This is a genomic window from Pedobacter agri PB92 (assembly GCF_000258495.1).
GTDB classification, from domain to species: Bacteria; Bacteroidota; Bacteroidia; order Sphingobacteriales; family Sphingobacteriaceae; genus Pedobacter; species Pedobacter agri.
On the sequence record NZ_AJLG01000082.1, the window covers coordinates 1 to 21,509 of the forward strand.

General features: G+C 36.9%; 26 protein-coding genes. 18 read left to right on the plus strand and 8 right to left on the minus strand.

All coding sequences use genetic code 11. The features are described 5' to 3' along the window. Positions 1-180: 180 nt before the first annotated feature. From atpB to atpG, 6 genes are all read left to right on the plus strand, one after another. The gene (atpB, locus tag ON09_RS13100; protein WP_238533670.1) at positions 181-1,362 is read left to right on the plus strand and encodes a F0F1 ATP synthase subunit A; all 1,182 of its coding nucleotides are present in this window, start codon (positions 181-183) and stop codon (positions 1,360-1,362) included. Positions 1,363-1,399: 37 nt separating this feature from the next. After that, positions 1,400-1,606 (plus strand): ATP synthase F0 subunit C, encoded by a 207-nt coding sequence (gene atpE, locus ON09_RS13105; RefSeq protein ID WP_010601523.1) that lies wholly within the window; start codon positions 1,400-1,402, stop codon positions 1,604-1,606. A gap of 94 nt (positions 1,607-1,700) precedes the next feature. Continuing rightward, positions 1,701-2,195, plus strand: coding sequence for a F0F1 ATP synthase subunit B (locus ON09_RS13110; RefSeq protein WP_010601524.1), 495 nt, complete (start codon positions 1,701-1,703; stop codon positions 2,193-2,195). Positions 2,196-2,288: 93 nt separating this feature from the next. Further along, positions 2,289-2,828, plus strand: a complete 540-nt coding sequence (gene atpH, locus ON09_RS13115; RefSeq protein ID WP_010601525.1) for an ATP synthase F1 subunit delta — start codon at positions 2,289-2,291, stop codon at positions 2,826-2,828. 212 nt (positions 2,829-3,040) lie between these two features. Then, the gene (atpA, locus tag ON09_RS13120) at positions 3,041-4,615 is read left to right on the plus strand and encodes a F0F1 ATP synthase subunit alpha (protein WP_010601526.1); all 1,575 of its coding nucleotides are present in this window, start codon (positions 3,041-3,043) and stop codon (positions 4,613-4,615) included. Positions 4,616-4,686: 71 nt separating this feature from the next. Further along, positions 4,687-5,580: an ATP synthase F1 subunit gamma gene (gene atpG, locus ON09_RS13125; protein WP_010601527.1), complete on the plus strand. Its 894-nt coding sequence runs from the start codon at positions 4,687-4,689 to the stop codon at positions 5,578-5,580. Between the two features lie 85 nt (positions 5,581-5,665). On the opposite strand, the gene ON09_RS13130 is transcribed toward atpG, so the two are convergent. Continuing rightward, on the minus strand, positions 5,666-6,403 hold the full coding sequence (locus tag ON09_RS13130; protein WP_010601528.1) for a hypothetical protein: 738 nt from the start codon (positions 6,401-6,403) through the stop codon (positions 5,666-5,668). Positions 6,404-6,589: 186 nt separating this feature from the next. Here ON09_RS13130 and ON09_RS13135 point away from each other — a divergent pair, with 186 nt between their 5' ends. The 4 genes from ON09_RS13135 (at position 6,590) to ON09_RS26085 (ending at position 9,017) form a co-directional block, all read left to right on the plus strand. Further along, positions 6,590-7,354 (plus strand): 5'-nucleotidase, lipoprotein e(P4) family, encoded by a 765-nt coding sequence (locus ON09_RS13135; RefSeq protein ID WP_010601529.1) that lies wholly within the window; start codon positions 6,590-6,592, stop codon positions 7,352-7,354. Between the two features lie 58 nt (positions 7,355-7,412). Next, the gene (locus ON09_RS13140; RefSeq protein ID WP_010601530.1) at positions 7,413-7,631 is read left to right on the plus strand and encodes a hypothetical protein; all 219 of its coding nucleotides are present in this window, start codon (positions 7,413-7,415) and stop codon (positions 7,629-7,631) included. A gap of 501 nt (positions 7,632-8,132) precedes the next feature. Then, positions 8,133-8,591 carry a DUF4349 domain-containing protein gene (locus ON09_RS26080; RefSeq protein WP_238533671.1) on the plus strand — a complete coding sequence of 153 codons (459 nt, stop codon included), beginning with the start codon at positions 8,133-8,135 and terminating at the stop codon, positions 8,589-8,591. A gap of 120 nt (positions 8,592-8,711) precedes the next feature. After that, positions 8,712-9,017: a DUF4349 domain-containing protein gene (locus ON09_RS26085; protein ID WP_238533672.1), complete on the plus strand. Its 306-nt coding sequence runs from the start codon at positions 8,712-8,714 to the stop codon at positions 9,015-9,017. Positions 9,018-9,281: 264 nt separating this feature from the next. Here the strand turns inward: ON09_RS26085 and ruvC are convergent, their stop codons facing one another. Then, positions 9,282-9,869, minus strand: a complete 588-nt coding sequence (gene ruvC / locus ON09_RS13150; RefSeq protein WP_029204326.1) for a crossover junction endodeoxyribonuclease RuvC — start codon at positions 9,867-9,869, stop codon at positions 9,282-9,284. Between the two features lie 41 nt (positions 9,870-9,910). Between ruvC and ON09_RS13155 the strand changes: the two genes are divergently transcribed. Genes ON09_RS13155 through ON09_RS13165 form a run of 3 tightly spaced genes read left to right on the plus strand, consistent with a single transcriptional unit; the run spans position 9,911 to position 13,144 of the window. Continuing rightward, positions 9,911-10,888 (plus strand): lysylphosphatidylglycerol synthase domain-containing protein, encoded by a 978-nt coding sequence (locus ON09_RS13155; RefSeq protein ID WP_010601532.1) that lies wholly within the window; start codon positions 9,911-9,913, stop codon positions 10,886-10,888. Then, the gene (locus ON09_RS13160) at positions 10,866-12,002 is read left to right on the plus strand and encodes a glycosyltransferase family 2 protein (protein ID WP_010601533.1); all 1,137 of its coding nucleotides are present in this window, start codon (positions 10,866-10,868) and stop codon (positions 12,000-12,002) included. The genes ON09_RS13155 and ON09_RS13160 overlap by 23 nt, the downstream gene beginning before the upstream one ends. After that, complete coding sequence (locus tag ON09_RS13165) at positions 12,002-13,144, plus strand: ABC transporter permease (RefSeq protein ID WP_010601534.1); 1,143 nt, start codon at positions 12,002-12,004, stop codon at positions 13,142-13,144. Before ON09_RS13160 ends, ON09_RS13165 begins: the two co-directional genes overlap by 1 nt. Here ON09_RS13165 and ON09_RS13170 read toward each other — a convergent pair. Continuing rightward, positions 13,134-13,484 (minus strand): TfoX/Sxy family protein, encoded by a 351-nt coding sequence (locus tag ON09_RS13170; protein ID WP_010601535.1) that lies wholly within the window; start codon positions 13,482-13,484, stop codon positions 13,134-13,136. The two genes, ON09_RS13165 and ON09_RS13170, sit on opposite strands and share 11 nt — an antisense overlap. Positions 13,485-13,562: 78 nt before the next feature. Here ON09_RS13170 and ON09_RS13175 point away from each other — a divergent pair, with 78 nt between their 5' ends. From ON09_RS13175 to ON09_RS13180, 3 genes are read left to right on the plus strand one after another with little or no spacing between them, the layout of a single operon-like run. Next, positions 13,563-14,171 (plus strand): ribonuclease HII, encoded by a 609-nt coding sequence (locus tag ON09_RS13175; RefSeq protein ID WP_029204328.1) that lies wholly within the window; start codon positions 13,563-13,565, stop codon positions 14,169-14,171. Positions 14,172-14,192: 21 nt separating this feature from the next. Then, a complete protein-coding gene (locus ON09_RS26090; protein WP_238533673.1) occupies positions 14,193-14,432 on the plus strand; it encodes a hypothetical protein in 240 nt (79 codons plus the stop codon). Continuing rightward, entirely contained in the window at positions 14,410-15,396 is a 987-nt protein-coding gene (locus ON09_RS13180) for a glycosyltransferase family 4 protein (protein WP_238533674.1), read from the plus strand. The genes ON09_RS26090 and ON09_RS13180 overlap by 23 nt, the downstream gene beginning before the upstream one ends. Before the next feature lies 1 nt (position 15,397). Here the strand turns inward: ON09_RS13180 and ON09_RS13185 are convergent, their stop codons facing one another. Together ON09_RS13185 and ON09_RS13190 are read right to left on the minus strand one after the other, a co-directional pair. After that, the gene (locus ON09_RS13185; protein WP_083837992.1) at positions 15,398-15,829 is read right to left on the minus strand and encodes a DUF4932 domain-containing protein; all 432 of its coding nucleotides are present in this window, start codon (positions 15,827-15,829) and stop codon (positions 15,398-15,400) included. Then, positions 15,792-16,349 carry a hypothetical protein gene (locus ON09_RS13190; RefSeq protein WP_157258954.1) on the minus strand — a complete coding sequence of 186 codons (558 nt, stop codon included), beginning with the start codon at positions 16,347-16,349 and terminating at the stop codon, positions 15,792-15,794. The genes ON09_RS13185 and ON09_RS13190 overlap by 38 nt, the downstream gene beginning before the upstream one ends. Positions 16,350-16,587: 238 nt before the next feature. On the opposite strand from ON09_RS13190, the gene gcvT reads away from it, so the two are divergent. Beyond that, a complete protein-coding gene (gcvT, locus tag ON09_RS13195) occupies positions 16,588-17,667 on the plus strand; it encodes a glycine cleavage system aminomethyltransferase GcvT (RefSeq protein ID WP_010601539.1) in 1,080 nt (359 codons plus the stop codon). A gap of 72 nt (positions 17,668-17,739) precedes the next feature. Further along, complete coding sequence (locus ON09_RS13200; protein WP_010601540.1) at positions 17,740-18,456, plus strand: 2-phosphosulfolactate phosphatase; 717 nt, start codon at positions 17,740-17,742, stop codon at positions 18,454-18,456. Position 18,457: 1 nt separating this feature from the next. Here the strand turns inward: ON09_RS13200 and ON09_RS25200 are convergent, their stop codons facing one another. The 3 genes from ON09_RS25200 to gldB all read right to left on the minus strand — a co-directional run. Next, complete coding sequence (locus ON09_RS25200; protein WP_124912446.1) at positions 18,458-19,144, minus strand: hypothetical protein; 687 nt, start codon at positions 19,142-19,144, stop codon at positions 18,458-18,460. Between the two features lie 626 nt (positions 19,145-19,770). Beyond that, complete coding sequence (locus ON09_RS13210; protein ID WP_010601542.1) at positions 19,771-20,541, minus strand: patatin-like phospholipase family protein; 771 nt, start codon at positions 20,539-20,541, stop codon at positions 19,771-19,773. A gap of 111 nt (positions 20,542-20,652) precedes the next feature. Further along, on the minus strand, positions 20,653-21,509 hold an 857-nt coding region (gldB, locus tag ON09_RS13215; protein WP_010601543.1), incomplete at its 5' end, for a gliding motility lipoprotein GldB.

Consider the following 21,509-nt stretch of genomic DNA (forward strand, 5'->3'; position numbering starts at 1 on the left):
ATGGCTTTTGTATTGATTTACAGTATAAAAGCGAAGGAAAGCGGTCGGTACTTTTTATAGAAATTTTTTTTCTCTTTATTTATTGTTTACCGTCTTTGAAATGTACTGTTTGTTGCGTAACTTGCGCCACCAAAATTTAAAGTAAAAAACTGCCAATAAATGGATTTTAACCAAGTTTTCATGTCGAAAGTTAAGAAGGTAATTGTTGTTTTTACGCTTTTAATAGCGTTTTTATCTATCAAAAATGATACTTTCGCTCAAGCTGATACTGTTACATCGCTACCTGTTGATACAGCTGTAGCCGCTACTCATGAACCAGGTGCTGTTGTTAACCACGCTGAAGCGCATGAAGAAAAAGAAAAAGGTTTTGATATTACTTCATTCATTTTTCATCACATTAGCGATAGTCACTTCTTTACGCTTTTTGGTCATGGAGAGCATGGTGTACACTTGCATTTGCCAATCATCCTTTGGACAAATACTGGTTTAGTCACTTTTAGCTCTGCTGCTTTTAATTATAATGATGATGGTACCCATGTTGTAGAAAAAGGTGGCCAACGTTTTGTAATGGCACACAACAAAATTTATTACGCAAACGCTACTGCAAATGAGCATGGTGCCTTTGTATCTCACGAAGTGAAAGATGGTGCAGAAGTTGTTACCAATGCCCGCCCGCTTGATTTCTCGATAACTAAGAATGTTTTCAGTATGCTGTTATCAGTGGTTTTGTTGGTTCTTATATTTGGTACAATCGCATCTTCATACCGCAAAAGAAATGGTAAATCGCCAAAAGGTTTACAGTCGTTTTTAGAGCCAATTATTTTATTCGTTCGCGACGACATTGCCAGACCAAATTTGGGTCATAAATACGGTGCTTTTATGCCTTATTTATTGTCTGTGTTTTTCTTTATCTGGTTAAATAACGTTTTAGGTTTGGTTCCATTTTTTCCGGGAGGCGCAAACGTAACTGGTAACATTGCTTTAACTATTGTATTAGCGGTTTGTACTTATTTAATTACTACGTTTAAAGGAAACAAACATTACTGGAAACATATTTTCTGGATGCCAGGCGTTCCTGTTCCGATGAAGATATTTTTAGCGCCATTAGAGTTGATTGGTACGTTAACCAAGCCAATTGCCTTGGCGATCAGGTTATTTGCAAACATTACAGCGGGTCACATTTTGGTGATGTCGTTACTTTGCTTAATCTTTATTTTTAACTCGCTTTGGATTGCTCCGGCTTCAATTTTCTTCGCTGTGTTTATCGGCTTAATTGAATTTTTGGTTGCATTTATTCAGGCGTTTATTTTTACTACTCTTTCTGCCTTGTTTATAGGTATGGCAGTTGAAGAGCACCACTAAGAACATTATTGTTAAATAAATATAAATAAATCAGAAAATGACTGGAACATTAGCTGCAATCGGCGCAGGCTTAGCTGCAATAGGCGCTGGATTAGGTATCGGTAAAATTGGTGGATCTGCAATGGAATCTATTGCTCGTCAACCAGAAGCCGCTTCAAAAATTCAAACTGCTATGCTTATCGCTGCAGCCTTTATCGAGGCGGTTGCTTTATTCGCAGTAGTAGTTTCTTTGATCGCAAAATAATCAAAGAAAGAATTAATACAAGAACCTTTTCGGGATTGCCGTTAAGGTTCTTGTTTAAATGATTAGTTGAAAATAAGAATATTAAATATATAAGATGGATTTATTAGTTCCTGAAATTGGCTTGTTAGTTTGGAATAGCATAGCTTTTTTATTGTTGTTGTTTTTGCTAGGTAAATTTGCCTGGAAACCAATTATGAAAGCTATCCATGAGCGTGAGCAAAGTATTGATGATGCTTTGAACAAAGCGGAATTGGCTAAGCAAGAAATGGCTCGTTTAACCAGTCAGAACCAAGATTTAATGCAACAAGCACGTGCTGAACGCGATGAGATTTTGAAAGAAGCTAAAACTTTGAAAGATAGCATTTTAAACGAAGCTAAAAAACAAGCTCAGGTTGAAGGTGCTAAATTGATTGAGAAAGCTAAAATCGAAATCGAAAATCAGAAGAAAGTGGCTTTAGCTGAAGTTAAAGGTCAGGTTTCTACATTATCATTAGAAATTGCTGAACGTGTATTGCGTACGCAGTTAGATGATAAAACAAAACAAGAAGCATTAGTGGCTAATTTGTTAAAAGACGTTGAATTAAATTAAGTTTTAAAGTATAAAGTTTAAAGTGCAACGTTTGAAGTTTTAATCTCAGGGTTAAACTTTTAACATTCAACTTTTAACTTTCAACTCAAATATATGTCAGAAATTAAAGTTGCAGGCAGATACGCCAAATCATTAATCGACTTAGCTGTTGAAAACAACGGTTTAGCTGAATCGTACAATGATATGGTTTTGTTTGAAAAAGTAGTTGACGAAACTCCTGAGCTAGAAGCAATATTAAAAAATCCAATTGTGCCTTTAGATAAAAAAGTTGGCATTTTGAATGGAATTTTTGGTGATAAAGTAGGTCAGTTATCGCTTACTTTTTTCAAAACTGTGGTAAATAAAGGCCGTTCGGCAATTTTAATTGCTACAGCAAAACAGTTTATTAAACAATACAACGAGATCAAAGGAATTGTTACTGCTGATGTGACTTCGGCCACTGCGCTAAGTGCGGAAGCTAAGGCACAGATTATTGAAACTGTTAAAAAAGAACTAGGCGCTAAGGAAGTGATTGTTAACGAAAAAATTGACGAGAAACTAATTGGTGGTTTTATTTTAAAAGTTGACGATAAGCAGTTTGATGCAAGTATTGCCAGTGGTTTAAATAAACTTAAAAAAGAATTTGCTGCTTAGTAGTAACAAGATTTAAGTATCAAGTATCGAGGTTGGATTTACAAACTATGAGGGATACTGAACTAACAAAAGAACTACATCACAACAATATATAAACCCGATTGGCAGCGATAGGCTTTGAAGCTGAAAGCAAAAAGACTAAAGCAGAAAGCGGGACTAGAATAACAGAAGAACTACAAGATTTACATTTACAAAAAGATATAATTAAAATTATGGTAGAGGTAAGACCAGACGAAGTATCGGCAATTATCAGACAGCAATTGGCGGGCTTCAAATCAGAAACCGAACTGGAAGAAGTTGGTACCGTGTTGCAAGTGGGCGACGGTATTGCCCGTGTTTACGGTTTAACTAAAGTTCAATCGGGTGAGTTGGTTGAATTTGCAAACGGCCTGCAAGGCATTGTATTAAACCTTGAAGAAGATAACGTTGGTGTGGTACTTTTGGGTGCTTCTGACGAGATTAAAGAGGGTGATACAATTAAACGTACCAAAAAAATTGCCTCTATTAAAGTTGGTGAAGGTATGCTTGGCCGCGTGGTGAACACATTAGGTGAGCCTTTAGATGGTAAAGGCCCAATCTTAGGTGAAACTTACGAGATGCCTTTAGAGCGTAAAGCACCAGGTGTTATTTATCGTCAGCCGGTAAATGAGCCTTTACAAACTGGTATTAAAGCAATCGATGCGATGATTCCAATCGGTCGTGGTCAACGTGAGTTGGTTATTGGCGATCGTCAGATTGGTAAAACTGCGGTTTGTATCGATACTATTATCAACCAAAAAGAATTTTATGAAGCAGGCCAGCCTGTGTTCTGTATTTATGTAGCTATCGGCCAGAAAAACTCTACCGTTGCGAACATTGTACGCACACTAGAGGAAAACGGCGCTTTACCATATACAGTTGTTGTTGCTGCTTCGGCCGCTGATCCTGCTCCAATGCAGTTTTATGCGCCATTCGCTGGTGCTGCAATTGGTGAGTTTTTCCGTGATACAGGTAGACCAGCTTTAATTGTTTATGATGATTTATCAAAACAAGCTGTGGCTTACCGTGAAGTATCTTTATTACTTCGTCGTCCACCGGGCCGTGAGGCATATCCTGGTGACGTTTTCTACTTACACAGTCGTTTGTTGGAAAGAGCTGCGAAGATCAATGCAAATGATGATATCGCGAAAGATATGAACGATTTACCAGAATCGATTAAACATATCGTTAAAGGTGGTGGTTCATTAACTGCTTTACCTATCATCGAAACGCAAGCTGGTGACGTTTCTGCTTATATTCCAACTAACGTAATTTCAATTACTGATGGCCAGATTTTCTTAGAGTCGAACTTGTTCAACTCTGGTATTCGTCCGGCTATTAACGTAGGTATCTCGGTATCGCGTGTGGGTGGTAACGCTCAAATTAAATCGATGAAAAAAGTAGCAGGTACTTTAAAGTTAGATCAGGCACAATACCGCGAGTTAGAGGCTTTCTCTAAATTCGGATCTGACTTAGATGCTGCAACGAAATCGGTTTTAGATAAAGGTGCACGTAACGTAGAAATGTTAAAACAAGCACAATTCTCTCCATTTTCTGTTGAGAAACAAGTTGCAATTGTTTACGCTGGTACTAAAAATTTAATGCGTAATGTTCCGGTTAATAAAGTTAAAGAATTTGAAACTGAATTTTTAACTCAATTGGAAATGCGTCACCCAGAAACATTAGCAGCATTAAAAGCTGGTAAATTTGATGATGGCATTACTGGTGTTTTAGATACCGTAGCAAAAGAGATTTCAAGTAAATACTAATAGAGTTGAAAAATAAAAGTAGAAAGTTTAAAGCTTTTTACTTTTAACTTTTTGCTTTACACTTATTAAGAATGGCTAATTTAAAAGAAGTAAGAAACCGGATTGCATCGGTACAATCAACACAACAGATTACCAAAGCTATGAAAATGGTTTCGGCTGCTAAGTTGAAGCGTGCTACCAATGCAATCATCGCTTTACGCCCTTATGCAACTAAACTGAAAGAGATTTTGGGAAATCTATCAGCAAGTTTGGAAGGTTCTTCATCGCCTTTTATTCAAGAGCGTGAACCTAATAAGGTTTTAATTGTAACCGTATCATCAAACCGTGGTTTGGCTGGTGCTTTTAACATGAACGTAATTAAAGCGGCCAATAATTTAATTGCCGAGAAATATAGCGAACAGTTGAAAAACGGTAACGTGAGCATTATATCTATTGGTAAGAAAACACAGGATTTTTACGAGAAACGCAAATACAATGTTATTGGAAACAACAATGAAGTATTTTCGGCCTTAACTTTCGAAAACGTAACTAAAATTACAGATGCAATTATGGCTGGCTTTCTTAAAGGCGAGTTTGATAAAGTTGAAGTAGTTTACAACCGTTTTAGAAATGCGGCCGTTCAGTACATTACTACTGAGCAGTTGTTGCCGTTGCCAAAGGTTGAAGAAGCTGTAGAAACAAAAGCTGATAAAAAAGCAGCTAATGTGGATTACATTCTGGAGCCTTCTCAGGAAGAAATCGTTGAGCAATTAATCCCTAAATCAATTAAAATTCAGTTATACAAAGCGGTGTTGGATTCTCACGCATCTGAGCATGGCGCACGTATGACATCGATGGATAAAGCAACTGAAAATGCTGGTGAATTATTGAAAGCCCTAAAACTTTCATACAACCAGGCTCGTCAGGCAGCCATTACAACTGAGTTAACTGAGATTGTAAGTGGTGCAGCAGCATTGAACGGATAATATAATCTGGAAATCTTAAGTCGGAAGGCTTGAGTTTCTTGAAAAACATTAAAGCCCATTTCTTAATTGAAATGGGCTTTTTTAGTTAAAAATAAATGCTCTCTGGATTAATTTTTACTCTCATAAAACCGCTTTCAATCTTCTTGATATTGGTGCCATCTCCACGATAGACTGATGCATTAAATTTAGCTTCTAACAAATATTTGCCTGATTTTAGTTTTTGCAAGTTGGTAATTTCAAACTTAGATTGCTTTTGTAATTCGGGCTTTAATAACGCATGGTAAACCAAACTAGAATAACCATTGGTTTGAAGGCCATAGTTATCTCCGGATAATTCGAAAACAACACCATTTTGTGAGTTGTTTCTACTAAAATCCAGGGCAAATTTACGCTCGCCAACACTAAATAAGTCTAGCTTATTCAAGGGCATAAACAATGATGTTTGGTTGCTTGCTGGTTGTGCTTGGTTTTTATTATACTTTTTCACGAATGATAGGGTTATACCATTCCTGTTTCCATCGGTAAACTTAAAAAACCTGCCAAACATCACTGAGTCTTGATCGCCAGAAATATATTCCTTCTGTTTAACCAATGAATCTAACTTTACGTTTGTTTTAGCGTTAATTAAACCCCGGCCTAAAGTTTCTGTTTGCACCATTAACTTTCCATCAAGAACGTATGAAACAGAATCTCTAAGCAATTCTAAAGGATCGGGTTTTTCAACAGGTGGAGGTTCGGTTGGCTCAATGACTGGATTTTCTTTCTTGCAGGCAGCAAGGCACATTAAGACTATAGCAAGCCCTAGTAACTTTTTGGTTTTCATATAACTGATTTTATTTGTGTGTGCTTAAAAATAACAAAATCCTACGGATCGAATACAGGCAGGGGAGTAAGAAAGTTAAATTTTTTGTGACCAAATGTTAACCGTTTGATTACGAGATCAATTAAAATCAAACAAATCTATTGCCCGTAAAAAGGACTTGATATCTTTGTAGCATAATTCCAGAATATGAAAAAATTTATCTTCATTATTTTACTAGCCGCTCCATTTTTGGCCATTGCACAATCTCCAGCCCGAGATTATACCAACGCAGTGCTTTGGCAACAAACATCGGGCGAATACAGAGCTTTGTGTTTTCAGGCTTATAATTTTGCCCGCTTATCATTGAAAGAGGTTTTGTGGGCCGATACCAGTAAAAAACCTAATTGTGTTATTGTTGATATTGATGAAACCGTTTTGGATAATTCTCCTTTTCAGGGCCACGAGATCAAAAAAGGTTTAAGTTATAACCCGGTTGATTGGACTGAATGGACGAACTTATCGAAAGCTGATACCGTTCCTGGGGCGTTGGCTTTTTTAAAATTTGCTGCTTCAAAAAATATCGAAACTTTCTACCTCAGCAATCGTGATGAAAAAGATTATGCAGCTACCTTGAAAAACCTTCAGGCTTTTGGTTTTCCTTATGCCAATGATGCACACTTATTGGTTTCGAAAGGGACTTCTAATAAAGAGCCTCGCAGGCAAAAAATTGCCGAAACCCACAATGTTTTAATGCTTTGTGGCGATAATTTAAGCGATTTCAGTAATGTTTTTTATCGGGAGGAAAAGAATACTTTCGATCAGGTAAATAAAAATCAAAACCTTTTTGGGGTGAAGTTTATTGTATTGCCAAATCCCATGTACGGCGACTGGGAAAAGCCGTTATATCAGGGTGAAAAACTTACCGATAAGGATAAAGCGAAACAGCGTTTAGAACGATTAAAAAGTTACTAAGTATTTATAATTATTCAGCAATAAGTATTACTTTTGCTGCATCATAAAAATTAAGATTATGGAGAACAACGAATTAAAGCACAATACAGAAAGTATGCAAACGGCTAACCAGCCAGGAATTTATAAATTAATGATTGTTGGCGTACTAATTTGTATGGTGGGTACATATGCACGTTTTGCTTTCGATTCGTGGGTATTATCTTTAGTATCATGGATCGTCCTTTTCATTGGTGCAATTATCGCTATTAAAGGCGTATTCAAAATTTTAGACGCATAAAATATTTTCTCTCTAGATACAGAAGCCGATGATATTTGAATATGATCGGCTTTTTTGTTTGTTTATATTTAGGAAAGCAGGTTTCTCAAACTATCGGTTTCGAAAGTCCTGCCATCCACTTTACTTACCCATTTGAAACAAATGGGCTCGTGCTCGTTCCTGTCAGGTTTAGCTGGCAGCGGTTAACCTTACTATTTTAAACCCGACAAAAGCGGCAGCCCCGAATTCCGTTTTTCATCGGATGAGGGCTACAGCGTATGGCGGGACTGCTTTTACCTACCAACCAGTGCAATTGCTTTTCGAAATGTTGTAACCCTTAGATTCGCAATTGTAAACTGATAATTTCTACGTGTCAATTGTTAACTGTCATCTAAATTGGGTTACCTAAATCCGTTTTTTGTATAAAGGGAAACAGAGCGAAATAAACTAACCAAAGCGCTCATTCAAATGGCCATTTGAAGCAAATATTTTAAATGATTAATTTATCAGAACCACTAAATCATGAAAAGGAATATCATTGCTATTGCCATAATTTTAACAATTTTTGGCTGCTCAAATGCTAAAAACAACAGTGAAAGTACAGACCTCGCAGAAGCCAAAGAAATGGTTATTCCTGATAGCGCTGCAACACCAAAAATAATCAAAACGGCCGACATGCGTTTCCGGGTTAAGGATGTTCAAAATACCAAAGAACAGCTAAGTAAAACTATAAAAGCAGAGGGCGGAACTGTTGCCGAATTTTCGATAGAAAGCATTATTCAGGAAACCGAAAAAGTAAAACAATCAACTGATTCGTTAAAAGAAATCACATCTTATCGCACAGAAGGTTATTTAATAGCAAAGGTGCCTTCAGAAAAATTGGATGATTTCACCAATACCATTTCTAAAATGGCTGTATTTGTAAATACTTCATCAATGAAGTTGGATGATCAAAGTATTAATTATCTTGCCAATAACTAAAAAGCACAAAATAGGGTAGACGCTTCCAAACACATTGGAAATATCCCAAGCAAAAAAACGGGTAACATCGAAACATCTCTCGCATTAAAAGATGAGTATGTTGACAGAAAGATTGATAATATGAGCATTGATGCTCGAGTAAAGTACAGTACAATTACACTCAACTTCTATCAGGATAATACGGTGAGCACCATGACTGTAGCCAATGATAATCTGTATGATTATCGCCCGGGATTCGCAAATAGGCTTTGGCTTAACATTTTAAACGGCTGGACGATATTCAAGGAAATTATTCTTGCGCTGGCAAATCTTTGGATATTGTTTTTAGTGGGCTTAGGCGTGTTTTTTATCATCAGGTATTTTGTGAGGAAGAACAAAATAGCAATGGAGTTGGCAACAAAGCATTTGATGGAAAATAGACAGTAACTTGGAAATCATTTTTCCGAATGTATGGCCACAACATATTCCAATAGTTATTTGTCGCAAAGTTTGCAACAGTGGCTAACCGGTGGGTCGGTAGAGACGCCGACCCTTGGTGGAAAAAGAATTTCTCTAATCTTCACTTCATTGCAAGGCACAAAGCAATATTTTTGAAGAGATCGCTTCGTGCCTCGCAATAACGACTTTGTTCATCAGCGTTTAAAATTGAAATCAAATTATCAGTCGGTGTTTAACCAACCGAAACTAATTCTATTTCTTCGCTTTCACCGCCAGGCCTTTTACTTTAGTTTTGTTATCACTTACAAATGATTCCCAGCCCGAATAGGTTTTTGATTTCCCTCCGGCAGTTATTTTTTGAAATGAGTGGCAAACCGCAACAGCTAAACCATCGGTAGCATCTAAAAACTCCGGTGTTTCTTTGAAGTTTAATAAGCGTTGCAACATGGCTGCCACTTGCTCTTTAGTGGCATTTCCATTTCCTGTAATAGATTGTTTGATTTTTCTTGGAGAATATTCCGTTACCGAAATGTTTCTGGAAAGTGCAGCAGCGATGGCTATGCCTTGTGCTCTACCTAATTTTAAAAGTACCTGAATATTTTTTCCGTAAAATGGTGCTTCAATGGCCAAAACATCAGGCTTGTATTGATCGATTAAAACAACTGTTTTTTCGAAAATGCGTTGGAGCTTTAGAAACGGATCATCGAGGTGAGTCATCTTCACTATACCTAAACTAATCAGTTCTGTTTTATTTCCCTTCTCTAAAATTACGCCATAACCCATCACCGCTGTGCCGGGGTCGATGCCCATAATTATCCGTTCCTTTTTTTCATTCAACATTACAGCAATATTAAGCATATTTGCAAACTAAAAAGATAATCTTGACAGGCAAGAATAAAAAAATATTATCCATCCTTATAAAAGCTGCAATTGTTGTATTTGCCTTCTGGTTTATTTACCATAAGCTCGTAGCGAATGAAAATCTTGAAAACTTCGGTTCGCTGTTGAAAGGAATTTCTCAGCTTGAAATTTTTAGTATCATCGGATTAGTGGTTTTATTGATGTTTGTAAACTGGTTTTTAGAAGCAGCTAAGTGGAAAAGACTCATGCGGCAGATTGAGGCCATTAGTTTTTACCGGGCTATTGAATCTGTTTTTTGCGGATTAACCCTGGCTATTTTCACCCCAAACAGGTTAGGTGAGTATGGTGGCAGGGTTTTCTTCCTTTCGCCCAAGCGTAGGATTGTAGGCGTAGTAGCCATGACGGTTGGCAACATCGGTCAGTTGGTTTTAACAAATGTATTTGGCGCAATAGCGGCTTGTTTTTTCATTTATCGTTTCGTACCGATAGATAATTTGGTTTTTTTAGCTGTGACAATGCTTGCGCTCGCTTTCTGCCTGTTTTTTATTGTCTTCTTTTTTAATATTCAATGGCTAAACGGCATTCTTTTATCATTCAAATTCACCCGTAAATACAAAAAGTTCTATAGTATTTTAGGCCGCTATCGTAAAGCTGAACTCTTTAAAATCATCCTATTCTGTTTGGCAAGATATGCTGTATTTAGTTCACAGTACTTTATTTTATTTGTTTGGCTTATCCCGGGCTTGCAGTATCTTGATATTGTTATGATGACCTGCCTGCTATTTCTGATTCAATCTGCACTGCCGTCGCTGGATTTGTTTGATGTGGGCATTAGAAGTGTTACTGCGGTAGAATTGTTCAAACATGTTACCAATCAACATGTAGCAGTTATTGCATGTACAGCAAGCATCTGGCTTATAAATATTATTATTCCTGCTATCTTAGGCACTTATTTCGTTTTTAAACTCAATTTTTTTGGAACTCCTAAAACTAATTAGTCTTTTATCTGCCGCTTTAACCCTGGTTTATGGTTTATTGGTGCTTACCTTCATCAAAGGTTGGCGCAACTTAAAGCAAATTAATATCAGCCAAAATGAGCCTGTAACAAAGGTTTCGGTAATTGTTGCTGCCCGTGATGAAGAACTTAACATCAGAAGAACAATCGATGATTTAGTTAACCAGGATTATCCTAAACATTTAACAGAAATTATTTTTATCGATGATCATTCAACAGACCGGACTGCTGAAATTGTTGCATCTTATGCCGATAGCGGTGTAAATCTGATTAAGCTTAATGAAGATCGAGCGTTAAATTCCTATAAAAAGAAAGCCATACAAACTGCCATTGGATCTTGTTCAGGCGATTTGATTGTAACTACCGATGCCGATTGTAAAATGGGAGTTAAATGGTTATCGTCTGTGGTAAGCTTTTATCAGGAAAAGGGCTATAAAATGATTTCTTCTCCAGTAGCTTATTTCGAGGAGAAAAGTTTATTCGAGCGGTTGCAATCTTTAGAGTTTTTATATCTAATAGGTTTGGGTGCTTCTACTATTGGTAACAAACAATCTTCTACTTGCAATGGTGCTAATTTAGCGTATGAGAAGAATGCTTTTTATGAGGTTGGTGGTTTTCAGGGAATTGATGATCTGGCATCTGGCGATGATGAACTGCTGCTTCATAAAATAGCCGCAAAATATCCAGGTAAAATAGGTTTTCTAAAAAATAGAGATGCTATCGTTTATACGCATGCCAAAGAAAACCTGCGCTCATTTATTCAGCAACGCAAACGTTGGGCTTCAAAAAGCACCCGTTATAAAAATAAAGCGATTATCGTTTTGGGCGTTTTTGTTTGGATATTTAATTTAAGTATCATTGCCAATTTTGTAACAGGCTTATTTATTCCCGGTTTTTTGTCGGTAACATTTTATCAATTATTGGTTAAAATGATTTTAGAAACATTATTTTTATGGGACGTGACCGGCTTTGCGCAAAGGCGAAGGTTATTGGTTTTAATTCCCGCTTTAAATGTGTTGCATATACTTTATATCGTTTACATCGGCATTGCCGGAAACAGTGGAAAATACAACTGGAAAGGCAGGATGGTTAGATAATGGATAATAGTCCTTCGAAAAAAGTTTGGTTAAAATTTAAGCGGAATAAGCTTGCCTTCAGCGGACTTATTTTTATTCTACTATTGGTTTTGATGGGAATTTTAGGCTACATCATTACGCCTGATAGCAGCCCAAATGCCAATACCCAGATTTTGCCGCTCAATAAGAAAAAACCGGGAAGTACTTTCAAGTTTATTATCATCAATAAAAATCCAAATATTAAAGCAGTTGGTTTTTTTGAACGCATGTTGAACGGGCAAAAATCGAATGTTACAAGTATTCCAATAACATCTTACAGACTTGTAGATAATAATGTTTTCATTACGCCTTACATTGGAGATGAGGGGAAGGCTCAGGAAATAAAATACAAACTAAATGAAATATGTCCTAGATGTACGCCCCATTCGAAATTAGGCACAGCAGCCACCTTGTTTGAACAATATAACGTTTATGAAAAAACCTATTGGTTGGGAACTGATATTTATGGCCGTGATTTATTAAGCCGTATGATTTTAGGGATTCGGGTTTCGCTATCCGTAGGGTTAATGGCCGTTTTAATCTCTTTATTTATTGGTGTAAGCTTGGGTGCTATAGCCGGTTATTTCGGCGGAAGAATTGATGCAGGGATCAGCTGGTTTATGAACGTGGTTTGGTCGTTACCATCCTTGTTATTGGTTATTGCCATTTCTTTTGCTTTAGGTAAAGGCTTTTGGCAAATCTTTATTGCGGTGGGCTTATCTACCTGGGTCGATGTGGCTCGCTTGGTACGTGGCCAGGTCATGGCACTGAAAGAGGTAGAATTTGTAGAAGCCGCTCGGGCATTAGGTTTTAACACTTCCAGAACCATCATCAAACACATTTTGCCAAATATAGCTGGACCGATTTTAGTGGTCGCCTCATCTAATTTTGCATCGGCCATTTTGTTGGAAACTGGATTGAGTTTCCTCGGCTTTGGTGCGCAGCCACCAATGGCAAGTTGGGGCAGTATGATTAAAGAGCACTATGGCTATATCATTATGGATGCAGCATACCTAGCGGTTTTGCCAGGTTTGGCCATTATGCTTACTGTTTATGCTTTTAATGTTTTAGCCATTGGCTTACGCGATGCTTTCGATGTAAAGGGCCAAAATACTACTGTTTAGTTTTATTTTTCTTGGAAGCTTTGGCAAGCGGATTAAACTCCAAAGCCAGCTTGATCCAGAAATCTAAATCTTCGTTCCTGTTTAGTACATCTTGCGAAACTAAGATGTAGCCGTTCATTACAGTATTACTCATCATCATCTGCTCCCAACCATCAATATTTTCTAAAGCTACCAGGCTTTCCGGAGCGAGCCTCAGCATCACTTTGTCCTTCATTACACCAATGCACATTTTTTGATCAACCATGAAGATCAACCCACCAAACATTTCTTTTTCTTCAACATCTGGCAAGTGCATTAATTTTTCCGCAACGCGATTTGCAAGAATTTCATTGTATGGCATCACATCATTGTTTAAAACTAATTTAAAGCTTTACTATCCGATCCACAAAATTTAATCGTTATTCTTTAAATTTGCATGATGCTATTAAGTTGTTTTCAAGAAGAATTTTTAGAAGCGGGCTGTGATGAAGCTGGAAGAGGTTGTTTGGCTGGTCCTGTATTTGCAGCGGCAGTAATTTTACCTAAGGGATTTGTATTAGAAGGGTTAAACGATTCTAAGCAACTCAGTCATGAACAACGGGATTTGCTTCGTCCGATTATTGAAAGAGAAGCTTTAGCCTGGGCAGTCGCCTCTTGTGACCATGAAGAAATAGATCGCATTAACATTCTCAATGCATCTTTTCTGGCGATGCACAGGGCTGTAGAAAAACTTCATACACGGCCAGGCTACCTGGTTATTGATGGCAATCGTTTCAAAGCCTACCCCGAAATTCCGCACACCTGCGTAATAAAAGGTGATGGTAAATATCTAAACATCGCGGCAGCATCCATTCTGGCCAAAACCCATCGGGATGAATACATGAGTAATCTGCATGCTGATTTCCCGCATTATAACTGGCTTTCGAATAAAGGGTATCCAACCATAGCACACCGCAAAGCGGTAATAGAGGTAGGACTTTCGCCATTTCACAGAAAAACTTTTAACGTTAGCGATCCGCAACTCGACTTGTTTTCAAAAGCAGTCTAATTTTCGTATTTTCACAACATTGTGAAAATATTGCTGATAACTAAGCGGGTACCCTTTCCGCCAAATAGCGGTTATCCAATTGTGGTTTACAACACCATGAAAGGTTTGCTGCAGCTTGGTGCAGATATTACTTTGTTTAGTTTGAACCCCATGAAGGGTAGTATCGATATCGAAGATCTCAATGATCCTATTTTTGATCAGATTAAGTATCATACTGTTGATGTAGATACTGAGGTAAATGTTTGGTCTGTCTTTTTTTAATATTTTCACCAACCAATCTTACAACGTATCCAGATATTACAGTGAGGAGGCCGCTCAGCAATTGGAAAGTATATTGCGTGAAAAATCATTTGATGTAATCCAGTTTGAGGGATTGTTTGTGGTGCCTTACCTGGATGTAGTAAAAGCGAATAGCAATGCCAAACTGATTTACAGGGCACACAATATCGAATTTACAATGTGGGAACGGCTTGCGCATTCAGAAAGGTTTCTGGTGAGGAGAAAATATCTTGCGTTTTTGGCCCAACGCTTAAAAGCTTATGAAACCGACCAGATTAACCGCTTCCATCAAATATTTGCCATTAGTGAGCCCGACCGACAAAGCATTCTTCGATTTGGATGCGAAGTGCCGATGACGGTTTTTCCGGTAGCCATTGATTTGGAGAAGTATAGAATCGATAAAACAAAAACGAGTTTTCCAACGCTTTTTCATTTAGGAGCAATGGACTGGCGGCCCAACCAGGAAGGATTAGAATGGTTTCTTGATGATATCTGGCCAGATATTGAAAAACTGAATAAAGATCTTCGTTTCTATATCGCCGGGAAAAATATGCAGAAGCATTTTTTTGAATATGATTCTGATAACTTAATTGTAGAAGGCGAAGTTTTTGATGCGATTGAATTTATGAATTCAAAAGCCATTATGATTGTGCCCCTGATTTCGGGAACGGGGATGCGGGTTAAAATAATCGAAGGCATGGCCATGAAAAAATGTATCATAGCCACCACCACTGCCGCCGAAGGAATTAATTGTCGTCATGGCCATGATATCTTAATTGCCGATTCTGCCGATGAGTTTTACCGGTATATTTTACAGTGTATCATCAACCCTAAACGCTGGATGGAAATAGGGGAGAATGCCAGGCAAACAGTAGAGAACGACCACGGAATAAAGCTCATAGCCGGCAAAATGTTAGAAATTTATAAGGAGTTAATTAGTGTGTAATTTAGCTAGTTTTATTTTCAAGGAATAAGATAAGTTCAGGATAAAAATCTTCAATGGTTTTGTATTGATTTCTATTCTGAGTGTAAAGGTCGAAAAATATATATAAGTCGTTAACCCATTTAAAGCGTTTTGCCTGATTGTTTACTTCCTCATCGCCAGCTAAAATGCCATTTTTCACTGATAAGATCTTTGCTACACAAGCTCTAACAACTAGTTCATCTATCTCATTTTCCCATTGATCATCAGCTATTTTTCTTCCTTTACTAGTTGTTAAAAAATGCGATCTGATTTTGAACAATCGATCATGATATTGCTTTAAAAAATTCTTAAGGTAAATATGGCTGCATTCATGCGCCACAACGTTAATTGCGGGCTCAAAATTTACAACGCTATCGTCAGTCAATTTTTTTTGATTTATCCTCAATATATCCAACTTTAGATATTATTTTTCCCGCAAATTGTTTATCAGATGAACTTATGGCGTTACTTCCATGATTACATAAGGCATCCGTATACATCATAAATTCGCCCGTACTAGTTGAATTATAAAAAGCTTTTATGTCATTTAAAATACCGCTTTCGCCAATTACAAATTCGGCCTTAATATTAATTTTTTGATAATCAGCCTCATGTTTTTTAATGAATTTTGCTACGTTACATTCCTTGTAAAAAGCATTGAAATGGTATAGAAAGCTGTCTACAGATGAATTTCTAACGTAATTAACTTCTGGTTGAATTATAAGTTTAAATGGATATTTCTGAGACAGGAAAAGCCCTATAGAAGCCATGTCTGGACCATCCCAATTTTTCAAATTGCGATACCAATTTAGCGAGGGATGTAGATTATAGGGTTTGAAATATTTTTTTACATCTCTGTAGTAAGTGGATGGAGTAGGTTTTACTTCCAAAGTATCAGCTGTTGATAAGGTATAGAAAATACTTAATGCTTCCACTCTGTGGTCAGTTTTTACTGAAAATACTTTTTGGGCAAATGATACCGAAGTTGATATCAATAATAGGAATGTTAATGTGTATTGAATGCGGGTGATTTTGATCATTATGCTAAAATAGCAGATTCCTAATTTAGTTTATAAGTTTTATAAAGCATTATTTCCATAAGGCAGGATCATCAAAATTTATCCCTAAAACATTGCTGTTTTCTTACTACTTTTGCGCAACTAAATATTAAGCATGAAAAATACCGCTTTAACAGAAAAACACATCGCTTTAGGCGCTAAAATGGTTCCATTTGCAGGTTATAATATGCCTGTAACTTATGAAGGTATAAATGCAGAGCATGCAACTGTTCGCAATAGCGTTGGCGTTTTCGATGTAAGCCACATGGGCGAATTCATTTTGAAAGGCGAAAATGCTTTAGATTTAATTCAACGTGTAACCAGTAACGATGCCTCAAAGTTATATGATGGTAAAGTTCAATATTCATGTTTGCCAAACAAGGATGGTGGTATTGTAGATGATCTTTTGGTTTATCGCATTGATGAGAAAAGCTATATGTTGGTGGTGAATGCTTCAAACATTGAGAAAGACTGGAACTGGATTCAGCAGTTTAATGATAAAGATGTGGAGATGCACAACATCTCTGATAAAACATCTCTTTTGGCTATTCAGGGTCCAAAAGCTGCAGATGCTTTACAAAGCTTAACAGATGTAAATCTGGCTTCAATGGAATATTACACCTTTGTTAAAGGTACGTTTGCAGGAGTTGATAATGTAGTTATTTCGGCGACAGGTTATACCGGTGCCGGAGGTTTTGAAATTTATTTTGATAACGAGCATGCAGATAAAATCTGGAATGCAATTTTTGAGGCTGGTGCGGCTTACAACATTAAACCAATTGGTTTAGGTGCCCGTGATACTTTGCGTTTAGAAATGGGTTTCTGTTTGTATGGAAACGATATTGATGACAGCACTTCACCTATTGAAGCTGGCTTGGGATGGATTACCAAATTCTCGAAATCATTTACCAATTCAACAGCTTTACAAGCTCAAAAAGAAGCCGGGATTCAAAAAAAATTAGTTGGTTTTGAGATGATAGATCGTGGTATTCCACGTCATGATTACGAAATTGCTGATGCAGAAGGAAACATTGTTGGTAAGGTAACTTCCGGAACACAGGCGCCATCATTACAGAAAGCAATCGGTATGGGTTATGTTGCAAAAGATTTTGCAAAAGAGGGAACTGAAATTTTTATTTTGATTCGAAATACGCCAATTAAAGCCAAAGTAGTTAAGTTTCCATTTTATAAATAGATATAAGTAGTTAGTATCAAGTATCAAGATAATTGTCTCGATACTTGATACTTGCTACTTGATACTCAGAATATGTCGAAAAAAATAGAAGTTTGTTTAACGCCGGCATTGATCGATTTATATGACATCGAACAAAGTATTGTTGTTGTTATCGATATTTTAAGGGCAACTTCATCCATTACATATGGCATAGAAAATGGCGCTGAAGCCATCATTCCTGTTGCCAACGTTGAAGATTGCTTAGACTATAGTGACAAGGGTTTCCTTCTGGCAGCAGAACGCAATGGAGAGGTAGTGGCGGGTTACGATTTCGGAAATTCTCCATTTTCTTATACTGCAGAGAAAGTTGCAGGTAAAACAATCGTACTCACCACAACAAATGGCACAAAAGCGTTGCATCTGGCTAACAAACGGGCTCATCAAGTTGTAATTGGTTCATTTCTTAACTTAGATGCGCTTTGTAATTATCTGGCTTCGCAAGATAAAAACGTACTGTTACTTTGTGCCGGCTGGAAAGATCAGTTTAACCTGGAAGATACTTTGTTCGCTGGTGCAGTAGTTAACAACCTCCGTCAAAATTTCGAACATTTTGATGATTCAAGCGTAGCTGCCGAAGATTTATATGTTTTGGCGAAAGATGATTTAAGAAAATATTTGCACAAATCTTCGCATAGCCATCGCCTTGCAGAATTAAATATTGAAGAGGATGTGGTATTTTGTTTGCAACTGAATATTTGCAAAGCTATACCGGTTTTAGATGGGGAGAGGTTGATAAAGTTGGTATCTTAAGTTACCTGTTTATAGCAATAAAAATACAACCAACTAAATTTAAGATTGTGATAGCAGCAAAAAATAAGGTTACTTCTTTTAACTCATTATTTTTATAAATCTGTAAACTTTCCCAATGTGGAATAAGGATATAGTTCACATTTGCAGCATTCACATTTCCATACAATAATTGCGTAGCCGGCAAATCTTTAAAGTTTTGTTTATAAAAATTTGGCTTTCGGCTAAAAAGATTCTTAAATTTTTCCTTAGTCTTAACATGGTAATCCTGTATAAGCCTAAATTTTAACTGAGCAGTTAAACTTTTCAATATTTCTTGCTTGAAGGTTTTCAATAACCAGATGTTGTATCTTCCATTGATGCGAATAGAATCTACGCTCGACAGCGGAGTTGTAAAATAATGGGTTACACTAAATGTTTTCTTTTTACTACTTAAATTTTTCGAGATTAAATAGTTAGAAGCGATAATAACGTTAGGATTAGTGACCGCATAATCGAAACGATAAAACAAATTTGGTCGCTTGGTAATCAGTTCGTGTGGCTTGCTTAGCCGAAGTGGTTCACTTCTTATTTCTGCAACCTTCCACCAGATTACAATGGCTAATAATGGAGAAAGGTAGATAAATAAATTTGAAAAGAAATAAAATGCTCCGAACCTGAAGAATGCCTTTTTAACGGGATTTCTTACCATAATAAACCAGCATATAAGGTTTAACACCGTACAGATGACAAAAGTTGCAGGGTTTGAAAAATGCAAATAGCTAACTATTAGAAATGTCAAAACGATAGTAATTACTAAAAAAGGAAACACCTTTTTCATAGCGTACAGGTATGCTGATGAGAAGTTTTTAAATTTAGGATGTGTATCCTTTGATAGCCTTATCAAAAAAGTAGAAAGGTAAGCTTCTAATTCCAAAGCTTCTTTATGTCTTAGTACTGAGAATTTTAAGTAACTTGAGTCGTTTAGATAAATCAAAATCGCATGACTTCCTCTTGTAATTTGGTCTAGAGAAAATCCTCTTATATCAGACAATTGAATATCTAAAGTACGGTTAATATTCAAATTCTTCGCATACAAGTTAATCATCAGAAACCGATCATGCTTTTCAAATATAGCATCAGCTGATGTGATCCAGACTGACAAATAATAACTACCAAAGCATATAGCCGTTATCCATAGCGGTAATAAATATGCTATCTCTTCAAAAAGATAAAAACTTATTCCTGCTGAAATTGATATAATTAGGAAAAAGAAGATGGCATGATAGCGATTTAAAAAAGTTCTTAACGATTTTTGAAACACTAAATCGGGCGTCATTATTTTGTTATCAGGTCTCTTATGGTTGGAGTATTTTTTATGGTGATCAATGCCTCTTCATGCGCCAGCCAATAAATATCTTCAGCTCGTTTCATGTCAAAAGTGCTGATGGCTCCTAAACCTTTAGGCTCAATCATTACATTACAAAACTTGGCTTTTCGTTCCATATCGTGATTGATTGACATAATCCCTGCTCTTCCCATCAGATTTGTAATTCCCGTTATTTTGTCAACGGGCTTTAAGTGGTTGCATGATGATCCAATAATAAAATCGCAATCATCCATCAATGGTTCAACAGGGAAATTATTTAAAATTCCACCATCAACATACATTTGTCCGTCAATCATAATTGGCCGGAAAATACCTGGAATGCAGCTCGAGGCGTGGATAGCTCGGATTAGTGGGCCTTTTGTAAAATATACCAATCTACCCTCACTAAAATTTACTGCGGCAATGGTTAGTGGAATTTTTAACTTTTCGATGCTGTCTTCGGGGAAGTATTCTTTTAATATTTGTGAGGTATTTTCAATATTAATTAAACCTAGTGAACCTACAGCCGGGCGAACGAAACGCCACAACTTGGTTTTCAAAAATATGTTCAATCCTTCTTCCGGATCGATGCCGGCTGCAAAAAAAGCCCCGGCAATTGCGCCTGCACTTGTTCCGCTAATCTGGCTAAAAGTAATGCCCAGGTTGCTAAAGGCTTTTAAAACTCCCAGGTGTGCTATTCCTCTTATTCCTCCGCCTGATAATACGATTCCGACTTTCATATAAATGTTAAACGGTTTAACCCGGTTTATTGTTTAATTGCTTTTGGCTGATTGTAAATTGCCCTGATTTTCAAGTTAGGAAAAAATTGGCCACCAACTGAAAGCTGTAAACTATTTCTGTTTTGGCTTGTATTTAGATTTATTGAGGATTTTTTGAGCATCATTTTCAGCCATAAGCTGCTGCAAGGTAACTTTAGGGTTTTCTGCCATATATTTCCGCACAATTTGCCAACCCGTCCAAACGCCAAGTTTCGGTGCTGAATCACGATTTTCTCCTAAACCAGGGGTAAAAGGCCCCTCCGATAAAAAAACCTGAATTTTTTGGTAATCGGTTTCATATAGGAAATTGTTCTCCAAAAAATAAGCCCAAATATCTCCTTCGAAATTTTGTGTCCATTGTAATTGCTGGGAAGAATATCCAATTTTAGTCGAATCAGCAATGTTTTCTGGTAATACCTGATCAAGGAAATAAAGAATTTTCCCCTGAAATATCATTTTAGATAATAACGTCCTGTTTTCATCTGGTTCTTCAAACAATTCCTCATGAGCATAAGTATCTGCCACACGTGGAACGATATATTCGGGCGCAAATCTTCGGGATAAATATAACGGAACGCTCTGTACAATAGCACCGTAAAATTTACTGTTCTTGCCTAAAAACATATCCAAACCGATGCCCAGGTAATTATCGCCAACAGGCATTTGATAGGCAAAGCCCGATACAAAAGAAATGATTTTAGGTATTTTAGCTTTTGGGTAATAGTATTTAATGTATTTGAAAGTTTCTGTCAAACCTTCTTCCTGGACTTTCAAGTTAGGGTAAACACTATCTACTTCCTTTGTTAAATCGGTATAAGCCTGGTCTTTAAACAAGGTGCTAAGTATTTCATCATTGTTGTAATCAGGCGATCCGATCATTTTATGAAGGTAATCATCATAAAAAAAACCGTACTTACTGGATAACGCTG

Bases quoted from the DNA above. Each gene is read 5' to 3' on its own strand.
- atpG (WP_010601527.1), top strand. From the start codon at position 4,687: ATGGCTAATTTAAAAGAAGTAAGAAACCGGATTGCATCGGTACAATCA.
- ruvC (WP_029204326.1), bottom strand. From the start codon at position 9,869: ATGTTGAATGAAAAAAAGGAACGGATAATTATGGGCATCGACCCCGGC.
- ON09_RS13180 (WP_238533674.1), top strand. From the start codon at position 14,410: ATGTTTGGTCTGTCTTTTTTTAATATTTTCACCAACCAATCTTACAAC.
- ON09_RS26080 (WP_238533671.1), top strand. From the start codon at position 8,133: ATGAAAAGGAATATCATTGCTATTGCCATAATTTTAACAATTTTTGGC.
- ON09_RS13140 (WP_010601530.1), top strand. From the start codon at position 7,413: ATGGAGAACAACGAATTAAAGCACAATACAGAAAGTATGCAAACGGCT.
- ON09_RS26085 (WP_238533672.1), top strand. From the start codon at position 8,712: ATGAGCATTGATGCTCGAGTAAAGTACAGTACAATTACACTCAACTTC.
- ON09_RS13110 (WP_010601524.1), top strand. From the start codon at position 1,701: ATGGATTTATTAGTTCCTGAAATTGGCTTGTTAGTTTGGAATAGCATA.
- ON09_RS13170 (WP_010601535.1), bottom strand. From the start codon at position 13,484: ATGCCATACAATGAAATTCTTGCAAATCGCGTTGCGGAAAAATTAATG.
- ON09_RS13130 (WP_010601528.1), bottom strand. From the start codon at position 6,403: ATGAAAACCAAAAAGTTACTAGGGCTTGCTATAGTCTTAATGTGCCTT.
- atpA (WP_010601526.1), top strand. From the start codon at position 3,041: ATGGTAGAGGTAAGACCAGACGAAGTATCGGCAATTATCAGACAGCAA.
- atpB (WP_238533670.1), top strand. From the start codon at position 181: ATGTCGAAAGTTAAGAAGGTAATTGTTGTTTTTACGCTTTTAATAGCG.
- ON09_RS13200 (WP_010601540.1), top strand. From the start codon at position 17,740: ATGTCGAAAAAAATAGAAGTTTGTTTAACGCCGGCATTGATCGATTTA.
- ON09_RS13165 (WP_010601534.1), top strand. From the start codon at position 12,002: ATGGATAATAGTCCTTCGAAAAAAGTTTGGTTAAAATTTAAGCGGAAT.
- atpE (WP_010601523.1), top strand. From the start codon at position 1,400: ATGACTGGAACATTAGCTGCAATCGGCGCAGGCTTAGCTGCAATAGGC.
- ON09_RS13135 (WP_010601529.1), top strand. From the start codon at position 6,590: ATGAAAAAATTTATCTTCATTATTTTACTAGCCGCTCCATTTTTGGCC.
- ON09_RS13210 (WP_010601542.1), bottom strand. From the start codon at position 20,541: ATGAAAGTCGGAATCGTATTATCAGGCGGAGGAATAAGAGGAATAGCA.
- atpH (WP_010601525.1), top strand. From the start codon at position 2,289: ATGTCAGAAATTAAAGTTGCAGGCAGATACGCCAAATCATTAATCGAC.
- ON09_RS25200 (WP_124912446.1), bottom strand. From the start codon at position 19,144: ATGGTAAGAAATCCCGTTAAAAAGGCATTCTTCAGGTTCGGAGCATTT.
- gcvT (WP_010601539.1), top strand. From the start codon at position 16,588: ATGAAAAATACCGCTTTAACAGAAAAACACATCGCTTTAGGCGCTAAA.
- ON09_RS13175 (WP_029204328.1), top strand. From the start codon at position 13,563: ATGCTATTAAGTTGTTTTCAAGAAGAATTTTTAGAAGCGGGCTGTGAT.